Annotated in this window: 9 protein-coding genes, 6 tRNA genes, 1 rRNA gene and 2 pseudogenes (1 of these 18 cut by a window edge); all 18 read right to left on the reverse strand. The window is 42.2% G+C overall.

Annotation, left to right across the window (positions count from 1 at the left end; all coding sequences use genetic code 11):
• Positions 1-26: 26 nt before the first annotated feature.
• Positions 27-737, reverse strand: a complete 711-nt coding sequence (locus tag LK416_09290) for an ABC transporter ATP-binding protein (protein UEA73869.1) — start codon at positions 735-737, stop codon at positions 27-29.
• A gap of 255 nt (positions 738-992) precedes the next feature.
• On the reverse strand, positions 993-1,532 hold the full coding sequence (locus LK416_09295) for a histidine phosphatase family protein (GenBank protein UEA73870.1): 540 nt from the start codon (positions 1,530-1,532) through the stop codon (positions 993-995).
• Positions 1,533-1,945: 413 nt separating this feature from the next.
• Positions 1,946-2,107: pseudogene (locus LK416_09300) on the reverse strand (L-serine ammonia-lyase, iron-sulfur-dependent, subunit beta).
• 166 nt (positions 2,108-2,273) lie between these two features.
• Positions 2,274-10,565 carry a leucine-rich repeat domain-containing protein gene (locus LK416_09305; GenBank protein ID UEA73871.1) on the reverse strand — a complete coding sequence of 2,764 codons (8,292 nt, stop codon included), beginning with the start codon at positions 10,563-10,565 and terminating at the stop codon, positions 2,274-2,276.
• 523 nt (positions 10,566-11,088) lie between these two features.
• The gene (locus LK416_09310) at positions 11,089-11,778 is read right to left on the reverse strand and encodes a zinc metallopeptidase (protein ID UEA73872.1); all 690 of its coding nucleotides are present in this window, start codon (positions 11,776-11,778) and stop codon (positions 11,089-11,091) included.
• Between the two features lie 81 nt (positions 11,779-11,859).
• A complete protein-coding gene (locus LK416_09315; protein UEA73873.1) occupies positions 11,860-12,327 on the reverse strand; it encodes a hypothetical protein in 468 nt (155 codons plus the stop codon).
• 39 nt (positions 12,328-12,366) lie between these two features.
• Positions 12,367-12,681, reverse strand: a complete 315-nt coding sequence (locus LK416_09320) for a YbjQ family protein (GenBank protein ID UEA73874.1) — start codon at positions 12,679-12,681, stop codon at positions 12,367-12,369.
• Positions 12,682-13,128: 447 nt separating this feature from the next.
• Complete coding sequence (locus LK416_09325; protein ID UEA73875.1) at positions 13,129-15,186, reverse strand: leucine-rich repeat domain-containing protein; 2,058 nt, start codon at positions 15,184-15,186, stop codon at positions 13,129-13,131.
• A 127-nt stretch (positions 15,187-15,313) separates the two neighbouring features.
• Positions 15,314-15,652: pseudogene (locus LK416_09330) on the reverse strand (glycosyl hydrolase 53 family protein).
• Positions 15,653-15,745: 93 nt separating this feature from the next.
• Positions 15,746-15,919 carry a hypothetical protein gene (locus tag LK416_09335; protein ID UEA73876.1) on the reverse strand — a complete coding sequence of 58 codons (174 nt, stop codon included), beginning with the start codon at positions 15,917-15,919 and terminating at the stop codon, positions 15,746-15,748.
• Between the two features lie 239 nt (positions 15,920-16,158).
• The gene (locus tag LK416_09340) at positions 16,159-16,674 is read right to left on the reverse strand and encodes a hypothetical protein (protein UEA73877.1); all 516 of its coding nucleotides are present in this window, start codon (positions 16,672-16,674) and stop codon (positions 16,159-16,161) included.
• Positions 16,675-16,954: 280 nt separating this feature from the next.
• Positions 16,955-17,040: transfer RNA gene (locus LK416_09345), tRNA-Leu, on the reverse strand.
• Between the two features lie 15 nt (positions 17,041-17,055).
• Positions 17,056-17,128, reverse strand: a tRNA-Val gene (locus LK416_09350).
• Positions 17,129-17,154: 26 nt separating this feature from the next.
• Positions 17,155-17,228, reverse strand: a tRNA-Asp gene (locus LK416_09355).
• A gap of 20 nt (positions 17,229-17,248) precedes the next feature.
• A tRNA-Ile gene (locus LK416_09360) sits at positions 17,249-17,322 on the reverse strand.
• 12 nt (positions 17,323-17,334) lie between these two features.
• A tRNA-Val gene (locus LK416_09365) sits at positions 17,335-17,407 on the reverse strand.
• A 24-nt stretch (positions 17,408-17,431) separates the two neighbouring features.
• Positions 17,432-17,505 (reverse strand) — tRNA-Asp (locus tag LK416_09370).
• 157 nt (positions 17,506-17,662) lie between these two features.
• A 23S ribosomal RNA gene (locus tag LK416_09375) occupies positions 17,663-20,515 on the reverse strand; it runs 35 nt beyond the window's last position.

Consider the following 20,515-nt stretch of genomic DNA (forward strand, 5'->3'; position numbering starts at 1 on the left):
CTCCTTTTCTCTCTGCCACTTCTGTATTACCAGTCAAGCTCCATTGCAGGAACCTTTACATCATTTACTATATTCTTACGGATCATTCCATCACGCAGCTTGATCACACGGTCAGCCATATTCTTGATCGCATCATTATGTGTAACCATGATAACGGTATTTCCATATTTCTGATTTACATCCTCGATCAGCTTCAGGATCTCCTTCGAGGTCTTATAATCAAGTGCACCTGTCGGTTCATCACAGAGCAGGATATCCGGATTCTTAACAATAGCCCTTCCGATCGATGTTCTCTGCTGCTGTCCACCGGACAACTGATTCGGAAGCTTATGTCTGTGCTCATATAAACCAAGCGTCTTTAAGATATCATCGACATCGAGCGGTGAATCACTTAAATATGCACCAACCTCTACATTTTCCTTTACGTTCAGATTCGGGATCAGATTATACATCTGGAATACATAGCCAAGATGCTTTCTCCTGTACTGTGTCAGCGTCTTCTCATCCATATCAACTGTTTTTTCCCCATTGATCGCTATATAACCGCTGTCGGCATTATCGATTCCGCCTATGATATTCAGTAACGTAGATTTACCGGAACCGGATGGTCCAAGCAAGACACAGATTTCTCCCTTCGTCACTGTAAAATCCAGTCCTCTTAATACCTCTGTCCGGTTCTCCCCTGATCCGAAGCTCTTTTTCAGACCACTGATCTGTAAAAAATTCTGATTTTCCATTTAACTGTTCCTCCTTTTTAACTCGTCTAACAATATTCTTCTAAACGCTGTGTAATTATTTATTCTTTTCTTTGAACATTTGATTATTTGTTCATATGTTTAATACCACATGTATAAACTGTTGTCAACCCTTTATTGGTTTTTAGTTAGTTTCTTCTAACATTATACTGTCAAATTTCTGTTTTTGTATACAAAAAGCCGGTACTTATTGATAAAAAATATCAACAAGTACCGGCTTTTTACCGAATGCCTCATTTAAAAGTTATATTCCCGGATCTCGCAGTTCTTAATCCCGAAATGCGCGAATTCTTCATTTGTCATATCATAGAAATATGACTGCACGATTCTTGAAATTCCATTATGCGCAACCAGCAGATATGTCCTATGATCCGACTCCGCCTTTACATCATCTAACAAATTATAGACACGCTGGCACAGATGCATCATCGTCTCCCCGCCATCATAATGATCGAGGAAATGGGATTTTGCTTCCATGAATTCTTCCCCATTTCTGGGTGTTGATTCAAACCGTCCAAAGTTCTGCTCCTTTAATCTCGGCTCCATCCGCATCGGAATTCCTGTCATCTCCGATATATGTCTGGCAGTCTCGGCTGCACGAACAAGTGGTGAATATAATATCTCATCGATTCCCGGCTGTTCCTCCGCCAGCTTTCTTCCAAGCTCTTCTGCCTGTTGATGTCCAAGCTCTGTAAGTTCAATATCAGTTGCACCGCATATCTTATTCTCCACGTTCCAGATCGTCTGTCCGTGTCTTGTAAAAAATACTTTTCCCATGTTGTCTCCTTATTCTCATACTATAGAATTGTACGGTGGCTCTGAGACGAGAAGGGTGTAACAGCGCACTCTCGTTCTATTCCTTACGCAACAGTACTAAGTTCGCCGCTTTCTTGCGGCTCACTAAGGACTGGCGTAAGGAAAGGTCTGTTACACCCTTCTCGTCTCAGAGCCACCGCACAATTCTATCCAGACGACACTTTCTATGATGGGAGATGATGCAAAGCAAGTGGCCATAGCAGCACACTGCCTGCTCATCTCCCATCATAGAAAGCGCCTGTTTATTGGATTATATATACTATAATTTCACACCGGCTGTCAACTTTATTCCATAGGATTTCACAGGCTCATTCATGTAAGAACCTCTACAGACGTTCAGCAACCGCCATTCCGGTAGCGGTAGCTGCAAGGCCTCCTTTTCCTGTCGCCAGAAACGATCCGTATAACCCGATCTCCACCTTTCGGATGGGTTCATCCATCAGCTTATAACAGATATATCCGATCCTTACTGCACCTGCCGTATGCGAGCTGGACGGTCCGACCATGACCGGACCTACAATATCAAAAATACTCATTCTGCCACCTTCCTGTTAAAAGGAAAGGCCACCGATATCTTCTGCATTCCATACAACTCTGTCGCCCAGAAATTCCATGAACTGGCATTCGATACTCCGGTGGCCTTTCACCTTATACTATGAAATTGTCATATGATCATCCATCATGAGAACATATTCACAGCTTTTATTTTGTCTTCTTATATGTTACCTTTGAAGGCATCTTCGCTTTCTTCAAAAGTTTCACATACTTAGTATACTTACTCTTCGGAAGTTTTACAACCGGTTTTTTATGAATACCGTTAAATACATTCTTGCCAACTGTCTTAAGCTTCTTTGATGTGATTGTAATATTCTTAAGCTTTGCATCCTTATAGAATACCTTACTTCCAAGCTTTGTCACACCCTTGCCGAGCTTAACGGTTGTAAGTGCCTTACATCCTTCAAATGCGCTGTTACCGATCGTCGTTATATTATCTCCTATCGTTACGGACTTCAGATATTTATAACCCTTAAATGCATTCTTATTAATCGCTGTAATCTTATAAGAGATACCACCGATCTTGACTGTCTTGCCAAGCTTCAAGGTCTTAAACTTCTTATTTGTCTTCTTATAAGAGCTGCCTGTTACCGTAACGGTTCCCTTGCCATTTGTAGCTGCCTTGGTCACTTTATACTTCACACTCTTTACTGCATAGGTCTTGCCCTTACTGATCGTAATATTAAATGTCTTGCTTAATGTGCCGGTATAACCGTTCTGGCCCTTGATGGTCATGGTTGCCTTTCCAGCATTCTTATTATTCTTGTAAGCCACTACATAATCTTTTCCTGCTGTAAGAACCTTACCGCCTAATGATACCGTAAGCTTGGACTGTACCTGTGCTTTTCCGGTATATGCTTTGTTCACGATACCGGATACAACTGCCTTGCTGATATCCGTAACTTCCGGTGTTCCCGGATTCGGGTCAACCGGATTTGGATTGTCAGGTGTCGGTGTCGGTTTTGGATCCGGCTTACCAGGATCCGGAGTCTCCTCCTTCTTTGGCAGAATTTCCTGCTTCTGATAACCGCAGACTGTACATTCATAGGTCTTAATACCGGTTGCCGTTGTTGTTGGAGCCTTCGTGATCTCTCCGGCATTAAATGTATGTTCTTCTGCTTCTGTCTTATCTCCGCATGTACATTCTTTCCAGTGCTTCGTTGCATCTGACTTCCAGACAAATGTATGAGCATGTTCCTCACCAACCAGGATTCTTACTGACAGGATAATACCCTTATGAGCATTGCTCCATCCAGCAGTTTCTGTCCAATCATAATTTGTGATATCACTCGGCTTATAACATACCTTATAATCTCCCGCTTCATTTATAACAGTTGTTTTTGCTGTATACCAGTAGTAATAGCCGCCTTCAACATCCGGAAGCTCTACATCCCCTAATACAGTTCCCTGCTTCACCGTTATCTCATCAAGTTCAGGCTTGAATCCCGGTTTTGCAGGTTCAACCGTTACTGTAATTGTAATATCCTCTGCATTTTCATAAATATCTCCGTTTTTCGGAGTATAGACTGCCTTAAATGATCGACTTCCTACCTCCCCAAGGGAAATGCTGCTATCTACCCATGCAAATGTTCCATCTTCTGTCTCCGGAATTGTTACATCTGCAAGCGTCTGTCCATATGTTCCCTTCAAATCTGTCGGAACTGTATATGTCGGAATCTGTTTCTCTGATTTCACTGTAAGTTTCACTTTGATCCTTACAGATCCATTTGCCAATACTTCATAAGCATCTTCCGCAATATTTGCCTTGCTCCAGTCATAATTTGTAATATCTGTCGGAATAAAATATGCATCATATTCCGCTGTTCCTGCCTTTTCAATCACAGTTGTCTTATCAACCCATTGATATTTACCTTTCTTCGCAGTCGGAAGCGTTACACTTTCCAATGTTTTACCTGCTATGCCCACGCATGCATTCGGTGTGTCCATAACAGGAGTTCCTTTAGCCACCTTGGTAAATGTCAGCTTAAATGCTGCAACTGTCTGATTCTTACCGCATACTTTGACAGTCACAATCTGTGATGAACCAGTAGCCTGCTTTGGAGTTCCATAGATTTTTCCATTTTTTAATTCCAGGCCGGAAGGAAGATACGATCCTTTTGCCAATGAATATGTAACCTTTGCTGTCGCATTGTCAATATCATTTGAGATTTTTAAAGCTGTCAGATCATATAGCGGGTGATCTGCTGTTGTTGTAATTCCCACAACTGCTGTGTCTACAGAATCCTCTTCTTTATCCAGTACGATCGCCGTTGCCGTATCGCTTGCCATATTTACAGTAAATATGGTTGGTTCGTATGGCATATTTGCTGTCCAGCTTGCATCATCACTCTTTGTCATCGAGCTGTCAGAAGAACCATATTTGATTGCATCCACTGTCAGGTCATCGATCGGTGTACCTGTTACAGTTACGCTTACTGCTGCTCCGCCTCTGATATAAACGGAATTATCTCCCTCTATACCCGTAGTCTTCATATTTGATCCCGTGGATGCAGCTAATGAAACAGGTGCATCTGTGCTTTCTGCAAAACAGAATTCCGGATATTCCAGTTCTGCTTTATAGTAAATATTTGAATACGTTCTATACATATCCGGTTTGGTAGATGTAAGGATATATCCATCTCCTATAGAGGCTGCATTTACAGTCTGATCCAGAATACCTTCATTGATAATAGTTCCTTCATTTTTCAGTTTACCAAAGCACAATGATGCATCCGCCTTATTTATAAATCTGGCTGTTGTATCCATTGTTAATGTCGTTGCAGTTAACAATGTCACATCACCTGTGTTGGTAAATGTTCCTGATACTGTTGTATCAGAATACTTGTCTCCTTTGCAGTAGAATGAACCATGGTTGGTGATCGATCCATTCAGCTCTGCATCTCCTGTATATGTAACCGTAGTGCCTTCTGCTATTGTAATATCCGACTTGTTCAGTACATGCAGATCTCTTGTTGCTACATCTTTATTGATCGTATAAGTTCCGCCAACATATACATCCTGATAATCCTCAGCATATAATCCGCCATTTAATGTATAGTTGCTATCCTGATACAGGTATGTCACAATACCTCTGGATGTTCCGGTCACTGTACGTTTTCCAACTATATTATTAACAGTACACTGCGCCGCTACAACATAGTTACTGCATCCTGTTTTATCTGTAACTGTTATATTTCCTACAGATCCTTTGTATACCAGAACGCTTCCTCCCAGATCTGTACCGGTTGAGTTACTGATTCCAAATGATGTGGTATCCAATGTTATATCCACATTCCCCTTAACGGTCGAATCATTTAAGAACCAGCTCTTGCTCTTACTGCCAAGACTCCAGTTACCAACAACATCAAAGGTTGCATTTCCCTGAATCGTACTTTCATAAAATCCATATGAATTGCTCTTATTTGATATCATACTGTTTTTATAATCTGCAAATGCTACCTGACTGCCACTTGCACCGATCCTGATATCTGCATTCTTTCTTACAGTTCCGCTTTTTGCAAAATACATACTATAGGTCTCTCTGGATGGTGTCTGCGCCATATGAGCCTTATCTGTAAAATGGAATACAAGATCATCTGCACTTGCCTCCTGCAAGCCGTAAACATACTGATAGAAAGATCCGCCGGTTGCATAAAGTTCCACTTTCTTTACATCTGCATTATATGCTCCTGCAGTCCGATAAGAAATTGTTCCACCCTTCACATACAGACTGACTGTACCGTCTACCTGCGCCTGAGCAGTTCCCTTACTTGATGTACCTGCGCCAAACAAACCACCGATAGATCCACCATACATATAGATAGAGATATCTCCCTCATAAGGTGTATTATCTTTATATCCATAGATCGACCGGCTGCTCAGATCATAAGATGTCTTTCCACCAATTTTTAATGCCCGTCCGCTGTCGGCAACACCATCATGATTATCATCCGGATAGATCGATACTTTTTTACCGGAGCTATCGGATGCATCCGACATGATAACAACGGAATGTCCTTTCAGATCAATATCACTATACTCTTTTACATCCAGTTCTTTCGTCAGATCCGTTACCTTATATCCTGCTTCTTCTACTGTAAATACAACCCTACACTCTGCCTCAGAACCGTTTCTTCCTGTAATACGGAAAACCGTTTCTGTCGTTTCTGCTGTATCAGCAGGTGTACCAACTACCTTTCCATCCTGCAGAATCAGTCCGTCCGGAAGCTTGGAACCGGCTTTGATCCTATACTTCTTCGATGATCCGTACCGAAGAGATGTATCGTTCTCAAGTTTTAACTGATTCAGATCATATGCCGGATCTTCTGCTGTATACTCGGTATCTTTTACAACGACCGGATCCGAATACTGTTTTGTACATGTGATCTGCTTTGCTATATATTCCACATATATCTCTGACTTCTCCTGTGGAAACGTCAACGCGCATCTTCCGTTTGCATCTCCCTCAACAGCCTCTCCGCCATTTACCGAAAGTACTGCTGTATATCCCGGAATATCTACATAAGTAATATTCTGAGTCGTATTACCCGGCAGATAATAGTCAAGTCCATTTCCATCTTCGCTGTCGCTCCATCCAAAATCCTCAGCAGATGAATATCCGGTGATACCTTCCATATTCGATGTTGCCGTTACTTTAAAATACAGTTTCGACCAGTCACTGATATCTGTATCTTCCGCAAAAGAACCGATCACCAGCCATTTCGCCGTGCTACTGAATGTCTTACCGGACACAACACCCTTATGAAGGATCTTACCGGATGTATTCTGTGCCTTGATGTCATCAGCAGTAAGCTTTGCATCTTCCTCTATCGTTACCCAACAGTAATTTGGTTCAAATGATCCAAATTCGCAGTTATCATGGAACCAGATCTTTGATAAATTTCCATTTGTTGTAAACTTATCTGCTTTTACGCCTTTATTGATCGTACATTCTGTTCCACGTTCCAATGTGAATGTTCCTGTAAGCTCAACTCGTGCATTCGCTATGATCGTTGCAAATTCTTTTACTACCAGAGAATCTCCACTCAATAACTCATTAATCACATATTTCTTATCCAATGTGATCGCTCCTGCTTTATCAAGTAGAGAGCCTGCGAAGAATGCATATGACGCATCCTTGATAGCTGCAGTTCCAACTGTTGCATTTTTTCCTGTTTTAACAGCTACACATCCATCTAATGAAGCTCCGGATCCCAGTCCATATACATTATTTACGGTACCTCCCTGAACATCAACGACAACCGCATCGCTGTCTGTATATGACATCTGAGAATTATACGCGCCATATATCGTACCCACAGAGCCACTTAACATGGTGATTCTGACCGATCGGTCACTATTCTGTCTGTCAACTCCCTTGATCACATAATCAGACAGATCTGCACTGTACATAGCACTCTTTCCATCCGGTTTACCATCTTGGTCATCATCCGCATAGATTCCGGTAACTGTAGTACCATCTGCCAGCTTCATCTCCTGAATAACTGCTGAAGTACCATTTAAATTGATTTCTTTCTTCTCTTCGTCAATCGTCAACCTCTCACTGGTACTTTCCTGTACCTGCTGTTTGGTTGAAACGATCACATTCAGTTTTAATACTGCTTCCGTTCCGTTCTTACCTGTTACATGAATATCAGTCCGTTTTCCATTTTCATATAATACCGTAGGTGTTCCAATAATCTTTCCATCTTCGATCTTCAGTCCCTGTGGAAGATCATATGTAGTATCTTCTTTATATTGTACTGTACCTTCTTTTGCATCATTGATGATCACAAGTCTGGTCAGATCGTATAATGGTGCCTCGGATGTATATTCTTTATTTATAACAGCACAAGGATCTGCTGCCGCTTTTTTTATCGTAATCGGCAGGCCTTCGAATGTTACAACGATCGTTACCGATTCATCCGGCATATCGAAACTGTAATTATAACCCGATACTGCAAGTTCGGAACCCGTTGTTTCCGAATCTTTCTTTACAATTGCTGATTTCATCTGGTATCCGGTGGAAGTTGAAATATAAACACTGATACTCTGTTCATTTTTTCCATAATATACACCGGGATCTAATGAGATTGTTTCCCCCGATCCGGTAGAAACAGCACCCGCATTTTTATTGTACGCCAGTTTTATTGGATAATAGATCTCCGCTGCATTCTCTTCTGCATCGATCTGTCCGCCATTCAAATAGATCTTTGGATTTGAAGACGTAAGGCTCTTTATTGCATTTGCCTTTATCGTTCCCTTATTCAATAGCATGGTAGACGATGTTATATACAAATGCTCTTTTGCTGTTACTGTGACATTTTCTGAAACCTGAATGATCGCAAGCGCAGTTGAATAATTTGCATAATTACCAAAATATACATTGTCAGCAGAAACATCCTCATTCAATACAACCGTTCCACCATAGTAGATATCGTTTCCGATCGTTATGATTGCAGAACCGGTTTCATTTGTATTCGGAATAACATAACATGTGGATGGCAGTTTACAATCATCTTTTACTGTCATTGTAAGTTTTGTATTATCTGCCAGAGTATTACTGAACCGAAGTGAACTCATGGCACTGAAGTCCGTATTTTCAATCTGTACATTTACATGATGTTCGTCCGTCGATGTCGCATAAGAAGCAAATTGGACTGTATCATTAGAGCTTCCAAATACTTCACTGTCTCTTATCGTAAAGTCAGAGTTTCCATAAATTGTAGATGAACTTAACGGCTGCATTGCCTTACAACGAATACCTGTTACATCTACTGTAACATCTCCATTTATTGTTGCTCCCTGCAACATATAATATGTATTCGAGCCTGCAGACGAATTTGAATCAATCACCGGTTGACCATTCTCATCCAGGATTGTACTGTCATTTTCATGTGCAGATGTAAACATTACATTCTTATCTGCTTTCGCATAATAAAAGCCAGTATATGTAGACCAGATATTTTTTGAACTGTTAATAATACAGTCATCTCCGAAATAACCACTATATACTATATAGATCGACCAGCTTGCTGTACAATTGGTCACTGAGATCTTCTGTGCAGCCGAGGTCTTATAGTTTTCAGAAGTATATCCTGAATAACCATAGATACTGTATCCCTTACAATTATCCAGACTGATGTCAGCCGGACCGGTCACATTCGCGGAACCGGATTGGTAACCATATATACTTGCACTTCCACCATCAATATCCTGCATGGTAAGTTTCAAAGAATAGATCTGCTTTACACCGCTCAGGCCATACACGATACCGTTTACTTTACAATTCTTTATTGCAACATCAACGGTATACCCATCCTTTGCGCTTCCCCGACTGATAAATGAACATTCGGAACTACTTCCCATGATCGCCCCAGAACAGATACAACCCTCAATCAGTATAGATGCATGTCCATAAATACCTGACGAATAGGTACCATATATATTTGCAAAGGTTCCGCTTCCGCCCAGGATCTTTAGATCCAAATCTCCCTTTACAGCACTATTATTCGTGCCATAAAATGTCCATTCTTTTCCGATATAATTCTTTAATGATACAGCCAGATTATTTGCACTACCTGAATTTAATACATGGAATTCACTTTGACTGCTTACATTGATCCCATCAGCATCAAAATTCACATCACCATTTACTGTACTGCCGGAAAGCACAATTCCGGATGTATCAGTCCCCGTAAAACTAACATTCCGTAATTTCACATCCACATTCTTCTGCACAGTACTTCCTGATGCAAGTGCATTGATCATATAATAAGATCCGCCATTCAGGGATAAGGACACATTTCCACTGATCTGAGCAGTTTTTCCTATATATAACGGCCCACTGCTTACCGATGTATCCACAAATTGAAGTTCCACATCTCCTTTTACCTCTGATTTCTCTGCTGCGGTTAATACTTTCAGATCAGCCTCATTCAAAGCCCGCACAATTAATGCAGTACTGTCAGATTCTGTCTCAATACAGCCTCCGTATACGCCATACACCGATCCCAGCTCTACACCATCTAATGTGATCGCAAGTGGCCGATCTGACTTCTGTTCATATAATCCGTAAACAGGCATCCCCGGATACAGAATATCAGCACTTCCATCCAGTTCAAATGCTGATTCACCTTCATCCAACTCTCCATTCCTGTTTTTATCATTATAAATATTGATATATGTACTCTGTGATGTCGATTTGTCAGATTTGCGAATAATAACAGAATTACCATTCAGATCAATTCCCATTGTACTTCCTGCATCATTTTTTACATAGGTGACTCCCTTTGACGGATCTGCCGCCTCATATTCCTGATCCGATCCGCTGTCGCCCTGCACATCTATCGCTGCCTGTACAGAAAGCCCCTGCGTCATACAGAGTCCTGCCGTCAACGCCAGTGCCGCTACATATCCTCTCATGTTTCGTTTTCTCATTCTGTCCTCCATTCATTGCTGTCCGGAACCGCATTCCGCCAATTCCTGTGTATACGTTGATATACTATAAATTGCCAGTTATCCAACCCCTTGGGATAACTGGCAATGTCATTATGTTTCCGGTTGTGATACCTTGGGCATATTTTTGTGTAATCTTCTAATTTATTGCACAATTTCGTATTAATTTTGTGAGAAACTATCCAAATTTATCACACCATGGATATTGTAGCACATAATTTTTATAAATACTATTCACAATTTTGCAACATATTTTTAGGTATTTTTACTAATTTCAGCATTTTATTTGTATATTTTGTACTATACACTACTGACATATACCGATTATTCCTATATTAACCTATACGCTTTCCTGTATTCATTCCTTTTTACAAAATAAAAACGTGACCGGAAAGATCATAGCAGTTATCTCTTAACACTGCTGTCTGTACCTTTCGATCACGTTTTTTATATTCCGGCATTCTTATAACAATCTCTACCGAAACATACGATATTTACTTTTTGATTATCTTCTTCTGTTTGTAAGCAACAGCAGACGTACGAGCTGAAGAATCGCTGTTACCATTGCTGCCACATAAGTAAGTGCCGCGGCAGTTAAAACTCTCTTAGCACCGCCAAGTTCTTCTTCCGTCATAAATCCGCCATTTCTTAAGATTGCAATGGCTCTGCCCGAAGCATTGAACTCAACCGGCAATGTTACGAACTGGAATACAACGACCAGCGAGAACAAAATGATTCCGAATGTAATACATACGTCCAGTCTCGGGATCAGTAAACCGATCAGGATCAATGGCCATGATAATGTAGAACCAATGCTTACAACAGGCACGATCGCCGAACGAAAGCTAAGCGGTACATATCCTTCCGCATGTTGAATTGCATGACCACACTCATGTGCTGCTACGCCTATTGCTGCAATCGACCTGGAACCATATACATTCTGTGACAGGTTCAGTGTATGATCCTTGGGATTATAGTTATCCGTTAATTCGCCTGCGATCGGTCGAATCGCCACATCTGTAATTCCCGCATTTCTGAGGATCATTGCTGCCACCTGCTCTGCAGTAAATCCTGATCTTGTCGATACTTTCTCATATTTCTTATACGCCGATTTCACCTGAGCAGATGCGATCAGAGACAGAACAACTCCGATCAGAACTAAAATATACGTTGGGTCAAAATAAAAATAAGGCATATCACTCATCTCTTTCTTATAGTTTATTTGTAATAGTCTTTCCCTTTAAATTCTCCCGTTTCCAACGGAATATACAAAATCCTATTTTCTTCTTCTCTTTGATTTTTTATCCATCGATTCGCCATACATTTCTCTGTACATTTCTTCTCGTGGATCAACCTCATCATTTTTTCTGTCTGCCAGAAGCACTCTGCCTACAAACCCAAGTCCTCCAAAGATCAGTACCAGAATTAACAGCCAATCAAATAATGTCATACTGGTAAGATGAATATTTGTTGACAAAATAACTGCTATTACGATCAAAAGTCCTGCCAATGCAGAAAAAACCTTTGATGCAAATGAATCTGTCATAAACATCCATACAATTCCAATGATCAACGGAATCACTACCATACCGGAACTGACTCTTGCTCCCCAGATTGACAATCCTCCAAATGAAGAAAAGAAACTGGATGATACAATTACTTTCTGAGACAATATAAATAACCCTGCTACCAGCATAACGATTCCGGCAACAAATGTCATTAGCTCATGTTTTGGTTTCTTCATATACTCCTCCATTTCTAACACTGTGTAGAAATCAATCTGTTAAGCTGTAAACTTCACTGCTGTTCCGGAAACAAGAATTTCTGCGCCACCGGCAACAATTGTTGTTGAAGCAAATCTGACATTTACGATCGCATCTGCTCCCATGCTCATAGCCTGATTGATCATATACGAAATCGCCTTATCTTTTGCATCAGCCATCATCTGTGTATACGCCTGCATTTCTCCTCCTACCATATTACGAAAGGATGCACCGATATCTTTTCCGATATTCTTACACATAACACAACAACCTGTTACCAATGAGATCACCTGATACTCTCTTCCCGGTATATTTTCTGTATTTACTACTACCATTTTCTTTTCCTCCTGTGTTTTCCATAACCTTTTTATTTTCCTGCTCCCTGCAGGCTTCTTTATCATACCACGAATAAACGCAACCTGTAAATCATTTTATACCGCACGTTAATCCCGTTAAAACATGCATTTTTTATGTGTTCTTTTCACAATTCATTGACACCCTGAACATAGAATAAACACATTTATCCTTTAATATGAATACCATCAAAGGAAAACAAAACCAAGAGGGCATCACCGAAAATGTGGTCAGAGCAAGCGTTTTCGACTGTATGTCCTCATATCTAAAAAAGTGCATACCTGAATATCAGATACACACTTTATAATTATTGCTTACTTTCATTTTTCATAGATTCCCTTCCTTCGCCCCGTGGCATTACCTGCCGCGGGGCTTTTGTTATCCTGACAGAATATATATATTCGTTCTGTTATTAAAGGAATGGATCTTTATTTCTTAATCTTTACGCTCTTTGCCGCTCCGGCACTTCTGATGATCTTCTTATATGCTGAAAGCTTCTTCTTGGGAACTCTGATCGTAGCCTTTTTATTGATCTTTGCAAATGCTGATTTTCCAATCTTCTTTGACTTGATCTTACTGCTCTTGATCGTAATCGTCTTCAATTTACTGTCACCGTAAAAAGCTTTGCTTCCGATCTTTGTAACCTTTGCAGGAATAGTGATCTTCTTCAGTGCGATACACTTTGTAAATGCTCCATTACCAATCGTAGTCAGCTTGGCATTCAGGGTAACACCTGTCAGCTTCTTGCATCCGTAAAATGCATTCTTACCGATTGATTTGACATTACTTCCAAGCTTCACTGTTTTTAACTTTTTACAGTTCTTAAATGCATTATTTCCAATCGATGTAACCTTGAATTTATAACCCTTATACATGATCGTTGCCGGAACCTTGGCTGTCTTTAATGACTTACCCTTCGTTCCATATAACGCTGCTGTTCCTTTCGTCTTGTGAGACTTTGTTATCTTATATTTCAGATTTCCGACTGTGAATTTCTCACCGACATCCGGAAGCTTTGCTTTTACAAATTTCTGGATGTACTGGTTCTTTGATGTATCTATGTCATTCTGATTTGCTCCGGCAAAGCTGTTCTTAGATACATGAGATACATTTGGAGGAATCACCATCTCGTGAATATTTCTGCAATCCTTAAATGCATTATCACCAATCGTTTTTAAGCTGTCCGGAAGTTTTATAGTATTCAGGTTCTGACATCCATCAAAGGTTCCGTCTGCAATCGCCGTAACACCTTCCGGAATATCAACTATATGAAGATTATTGCAGGTCTTAAATGCTCCTGTTCCGATCTCCTCTAAAGTCTTTCCAAGGAATTTCACCTCATTCAGATTGTTGCAGCCATAAAATGCATAAGCTCCAACCTTTCGTAATGTTACAGGTGTCTGCAACTCATGAAGGTTGTCGCTCTCATAAAATGCATAATCAGGAATAACTTCAAGTTTTGTCTTTGATATATCAATCACAATATTCTGGCAATAAGCAAAGCAATACTCCCCGATAGATGTCACACCGGTCGGAAGTGTAAAGCACGAAGCCCCGTCTGTTATATCTGATTTCTGTAAATTATTATTATATGCAAATGCATACGCTCCGATCGTGGATGTCTGGGAACCCTCAGCAAATTTTACTGTATTCAGATTCCCGCACTTATAGAATGCATAATCTCCTATAACCTGCACGGATGCAGGAATTACAAATCCTCCGTTTAATGACACCTGCTCGCAGGCATATGGCAGAAGAGTCACAACTGTCTCCGGTATATTATAAAGACCATTTCCCGTATAATGGAAGGCAGGTGCCAGACGATACATCATCGTTCCATCTTTACTTAACAAAACTTCACCTGTATTTTTAGGATTCGTCACTACCTCATCACCGGAATTATCATTTGGTTGCTGTGTCCATGCACGATCCCATGCATGTGTTGTAAAATATGCATTTGCATCTGCAACAGCAAACTTGCCAACAGAAGTACAGCCCGCGAATGCGCCTGTACCGATCTGATTCAGATTTGTCGGAAGTGTTATAACTCCTCCGGCATTCTGTTCAGAATTCAAGATAACAAACTTCCCGGTATCCACCCCTGTCACAGAATCAAGCACCGGCTGATACGGATAGATCGTATTCAGTTTACTACATCCGCTAAATGCAAAATCACCAAATGATATTACAGTATCAGGCACTGCTGTAAACTCCAGCTCTGTCATATCTTTAAATACTTCTGCCCCGATTCCTGTAACTGTCACACCACCGATCGTCTGCGGAACCACAATCTCTTTTACGTTTCTGTCTCCTGCATAAGCAGTAACCACACCATCAGCACCACAAACAAACAACGTAGCATCCGTATATGTATATTCCTGTCCTTCACCCTCTGCTTTTGCAGTGGCTGCTGAACCAAATAACATCGATACACATATACAGGCCACTGCCGCAAGTGTTATCCATAAGCTTCTTTTCTTTTTCATTTTGTAATATAACCTCCCTTTATAAGTTCTTCTTTTACAGTTTTTTCTCTAAAAACTGCCATGTAAGATTCATTCTACCATGCCCCATCCGAAAAAGATAGTTTATTTCTATTTACCCCTGACAGTCCTCAAATGAATATTCTGCCCACGCCTTTGGAGCTTTCTGCTTTGCAGGATCTGCCCAGAAATCAGAATAATGAAAATCAATCAGTACCTTAAGCCCTGCTTCGGATGCCCATTTACCCATTGTGATTGCAGATGCCAGATCATTATTTTCTCCGCCATAACCATTCCCGTCAGAATCATATGGATCATTCCAGACACGAAGTCTTATATAATTGACACCACAGGATTTAAGGAATGTAAAATATTCCACATTTCCAAGTTCATTTCCGTCGTAATCATAATATTTTACGCCACTGTTCTTTAACGAAAGATAAGATGATACATCAACGCCCTCCAAAAAAACCTGTAAAGAGAACTTATCTTTCAAAATTTTTCATTGGATGTTATTCTCTTCACAGGATTTCATTTTTACTTATATTTTATATCACAGAAGTTATAATCCTTCTGATTTCACTTCACTATTCGTTTCATCCATATGTTCATCTGCATTTTCACCAATTATTGAATCTGTCGTCCTCGTTTCATCTTTGACTGTTCTCTGGCAAGCACTCATGCTGCAAGCTATACATATAACTCCCGCTAACAGCAATCCCTTATATCGCCTCATAATGTACCTTTTCCTCTCCAAATCTAATCTGTCTAACCATAGCAGATAAACACCATATCTACGATTTCCTGTATCGACAATTAATATCCTACCATATTAAATTCATAATAAAATGGATATGTACAAAACGACCGGTAGATGTACAAATTAACATCTGCCGGTCATTTTACAACAGGTCTGTCAGCTGCTATCTGTTGCTTCTCTACCCTGCAATTACAGGATCAGAACTCTTTAACTTTTTATTTATCTTTACCACACCCAATACAAACCCTTGATGTCGCATTATTCTTTGAACCACAATATCTGCAGTACCATCCTGTCTGCGTTTCTCTGGAATTACCCATCTGTGCCGCTGCCGAAGCCAGACTGGGTTTCCCACTATTTGGTCGCAGAGTGCCACAACCTGCACATCTTGTTGCATCTGAACTATTAGGTGTTCCACAGTGATTGCAATACCATGTTGTCTCATTCCAACCGGACTGTTTTGAAGTATTCATGTTGTAACCCATGCTGCCATATGATCCAACATTTGAGTTTCCCATAGAGCCTGTAGATGATATTGATTGCAATATTTTCTTAATATCCAAAATATTGTTAATCAGTTCAACAAATACGCCAAGTCCCCAGATCAGGACAAGTCCCCCCAGCCATATAAGCAGACCTATTCCGACTTCCTCAGCCATCCCCACAAATCCACCTATAACAATCGCTGCTACCAATACCCAAAGTACTCCTTTTGACATTCTTGTAAACATTTTTCTTCTCTCCTCGCATTAAACATTTTCTTATGTGTCTTCGAAAAAATATATTCGTTATTTTGAAGCAATATATTTTTTCTTATCAGCAAATTCACTTTACCATAAACATATTGTACGAAAAATACCTTTGTACAAAACGACCGGCAAATGTACAAATTAGCACATTTACCGATCGTTCATTCATATATAACCCCCTATTTTGCCCCTATTTATTTTTTTACACAACAAAAAAGCCTGAAAACCTTGATTTTACTTAGGTTTCAGACTTTAACTTTAATGCCGGCGACCGGAATCGAACCGGTACGGGAGGTTAGTCCCGCAGGATTTTAAGTCCTGTGCGTCTGCCAGTTCCGCCACGCCGGCATGTCCTTTGGACAATGGGACCTACAGGGCTCGAACCTGTGACCCTCTGCTTGTAAGGCAGATGCTCTCCCAGCTGAGCTAAGATCCCATATGAAATTTTTGCGTTTCCGCAAGCGACCCGGATGGGGTTCGAACCCACGACCTCCGCCGTGACAGGGCGGCGCTCTAACCAGCTGAGCCACCAGGCCATATTAATTTAAAAACGTAGTGGACGTTCGGGGACTCGAACCCAGGACCGATCGGTTATGAGCCGATTGCTCTAACCAACTGAGCTAAACGTCCTCATGTTATAAATGGGACCTACAGGGCTCGAACCTGTGACCCTCTGCTTGTAAGGCAGATGCTCTCCCAGCTGAGCTAAGATCCCATATATAATTTTGCTTAAAGCAAGCGACCCGGATGGGGTTCGAACCCACGACCTCCGCCGTGACAGGGCGGCGCTCTAACCAGCTGAGCCACCGGGCCATATGGTAATCGCTTCGATGATAACAAGCAAAACTTCGTTCACATCTTACGTTTGATGGATACATGTTCTATTATTCATGTACCTTCAGAATTTCATACAGAAAGTCTTGCGACTTCATCTTTTCCAATCTCTTTCTCGCTTATCTTTCGAACCTCTCAGGATAAGTCTTCGACCTATTAGTATCTGTCAGCTGAATGCGTTACCGCACTTACACCTCAGACCTATCAACCTCGTAGTCTTCAAGGGGTCTTATTTCTTTAAAGAATGGGATATCTAATCTTGAGGGGGGCTTCACGCTTAGATGCCTTCAGCGTTTATCCCTGCCGGACTTGGCTACTCTGCCATGCTGTTGGTCAACAACAGATACACCAGCGGTCCGTCCATCCCGGTCCTCTCGTACTAAGGACAGCTCCTCTCAAATATCCTACGCCCACGCCGGATAGGGACCGAACTGTCTCACGACGTTCTGAACCCAGCTCGCGTACCGCTTTAATGGGCGAACAGCCCAACCCTTGGAACCTGCTACAGCTCCAGGATGCGATGAGCCGACATCGAGGTGCCAAACCACTCCGTCGATGTGAACTCTTGGGAGTGATAAGCCTGTTATCCCCAGGGTAGCTTTTATCCGTTGAGCGATGGCAATCCCACGTTATACCACCGGATCACTAAGTCCTACTTTCGTACCTGCTCCACCCGTCGGTGTCGCAGTCAAGCTCCCTTCTGCCTTTGCACTCTTCGAATGGTTTCCGACCATTCTGAGGGAACCTTTGAGCGCCTCCGATACCCTTTCGGAGGCGACCGCCCCAGTCAAACTCCCCGTCAGACATTGTCCCCCAGCCGGGTCACGGCTGCAGGTTAGAAACCCAGTACTGTAAGGGTGGTATCCCAAGGTCAGCTCCATGACAACTGGCGTCATCATTTCCTAGCTTCCCACCTATCCTGTACAGACAGTACCGAATCCCAGTATCAAACTGGAGTAAAGCTCCATGGGGTCTTTCCGTCCTGGCGCAGGTAACCAGCATCTTCACTGGTATTTCAATTTCACCGGGTGTGTTGTCGAGACAGTGCCCAAATCATTACGCCTTTCGTGCGGGTCGGAACTTACCCGACAAGGAATTTCGCTACCTTAGGACCGTTATAGTTACGGCCGCCGTTTACTGGGGCTTAAATTCAAACCTTCGCTTGCGCTAAGCTCTCCTCTTAACCTTCCAGCACCGGGCAGGCGTCAGCCCATATACCTCACCTTTCGGTTTTGCATAGACCTGTGTTTTTGCTAAACAGTTGCTTGGGCCATTTCTCTGCGGCCATATCTCTATGGCACTCCTTCTCCCGAAGTTACGGAGTCATTTTGCCGAGTTCCTTAACAACACTTCTCCCGCCGGCCTTAGGATTCTCTCCTCATCCACCTGTGTCGGTTTACGGTACGGGCACATACAAAACAATAGCGGCTTTTCTTGGCAGCTAGCTCACCAGCTTCGTTACTTATAGTTCACTCCGCATTACGTCTTCTCCTTGCAAGGGGGTTTTGCCTCCCTTACGGATACCTCGCTTGCACCGGCTTTTCCATTTCCGGCTCTGGCTTTCTCTCTGCGTCCCCACAGTTCTGTTTGTATGTGGTACAGGAATTTCTACCTGTTATCCATCGACTACGACTTTCGTCCTCGCCTTAGGCCCCGACTTACCCAGGGAAGATCAGCTTTACCCTGGAAACCTTAGATATTCGGCCTTTAAGATTCTCACTTAAATCTCGCTACTCATTCCGGCATTCTCTCTTCTTAACACTCCACTGCTCCTTCCGGTACAGCTTCGTCACGTTAAGAATGCTCCTCTACCAATGTGTTCACATTCCATAGCTTCGGTGGTGTGTTTTAGCCCCGGACATTTTCGGCGCAGGACCTCTCGACTAGTGAGCTATTACGCACTCTTTGAATGTATGGCTGCTTCTGAGCCAACATCCTAGTTGTCTTCGAAATCCCACATCCTTTACCACTTAACACACACTTTGGGACCTTAGCTGATGGTCTGGGCTCTTTCCCTTTTGACTACCCAACTTATCTCGTGCAGTCTGACTCCCGTACATCATCTCTGCGGCATTCGGAGTTTGATAATCTTCGGTAAGCTTTGACGCCCCCTAGGATATTCAGTGCTCTACCTCCGCTAGACTAATACGAGGCTAGCCCTAAAGCTATTTCGAGGAGAACCAGCTATCTCCGGGTTCGATTGGAATTTCTCCCCTACCCACACCTCATCGCCACCCTTTTCAACGGATGTGCGTTCGGTCCTCCATTGCCTTTTACGGCAACTTCAACCTGGACATGGGTAGATCACCCGGTTTCGGGTCTTCTTATACTGACTTTACGTGCTATTAACACTTGCTTTCACTTCGGCTCCGTACCTGAAGTACTTAACCTCGCCAGCACAAGAAACTCGCCGGACCGTTCTACAAAAAGTACGCGGTTCTGCTTTATTCGCAGTTCCACAGCTTGTAAACACAGGGTTTCAGGTTCTCTTTCACTCCCCTCCCGGGGTCCTTTTCACCTTTCCTTCACAGTACTATGCGCTATCGGTCACTGAGTAGTATTTAGCCTTGGAGGGTGGTCCCTCCGCCTTCCCACAAGGTTTCTCGTGTCTCGTGGTACTCCGGATCCTGCTAGGCGTGTTTCTGATTTCATGTACGAGGCTTTCACTCTCTCTGGCGGGACTTCCCAGACCCTTCTACTATCTTCCACACTGCCATATCGCAGTCCATACCCCGTCGTGCACGCACAACGGTTTGGGCTCTTCCGCGTTCGCTCGCCGCTACTTACGGAATCGATGTTTCTTTCTCTTCCTCCGCCTACTTAGATGTTTCAGTTCAGCGGGTTCCCTCCGTATACCTATGTATTCAGTATACGGTGACTGAGGTTTGCTCAGCCGGGTTTCCCCATTCAGATATCTGCGGGTCATCGGATATTTGCTCCTTACCGCAGCTTTTCGCAGCTTATCACGTCTTTCTTCGGCTCTCAGTGC

The sequence above is a fragment of the Lachnospiraceae bacterium GAM79 genome, assembly GCA_020735665.1.
GTDB lineage: Bacteria > Bacillota > Clostridia > Lachnospirales > Lachnospiraceae > Coprococcus.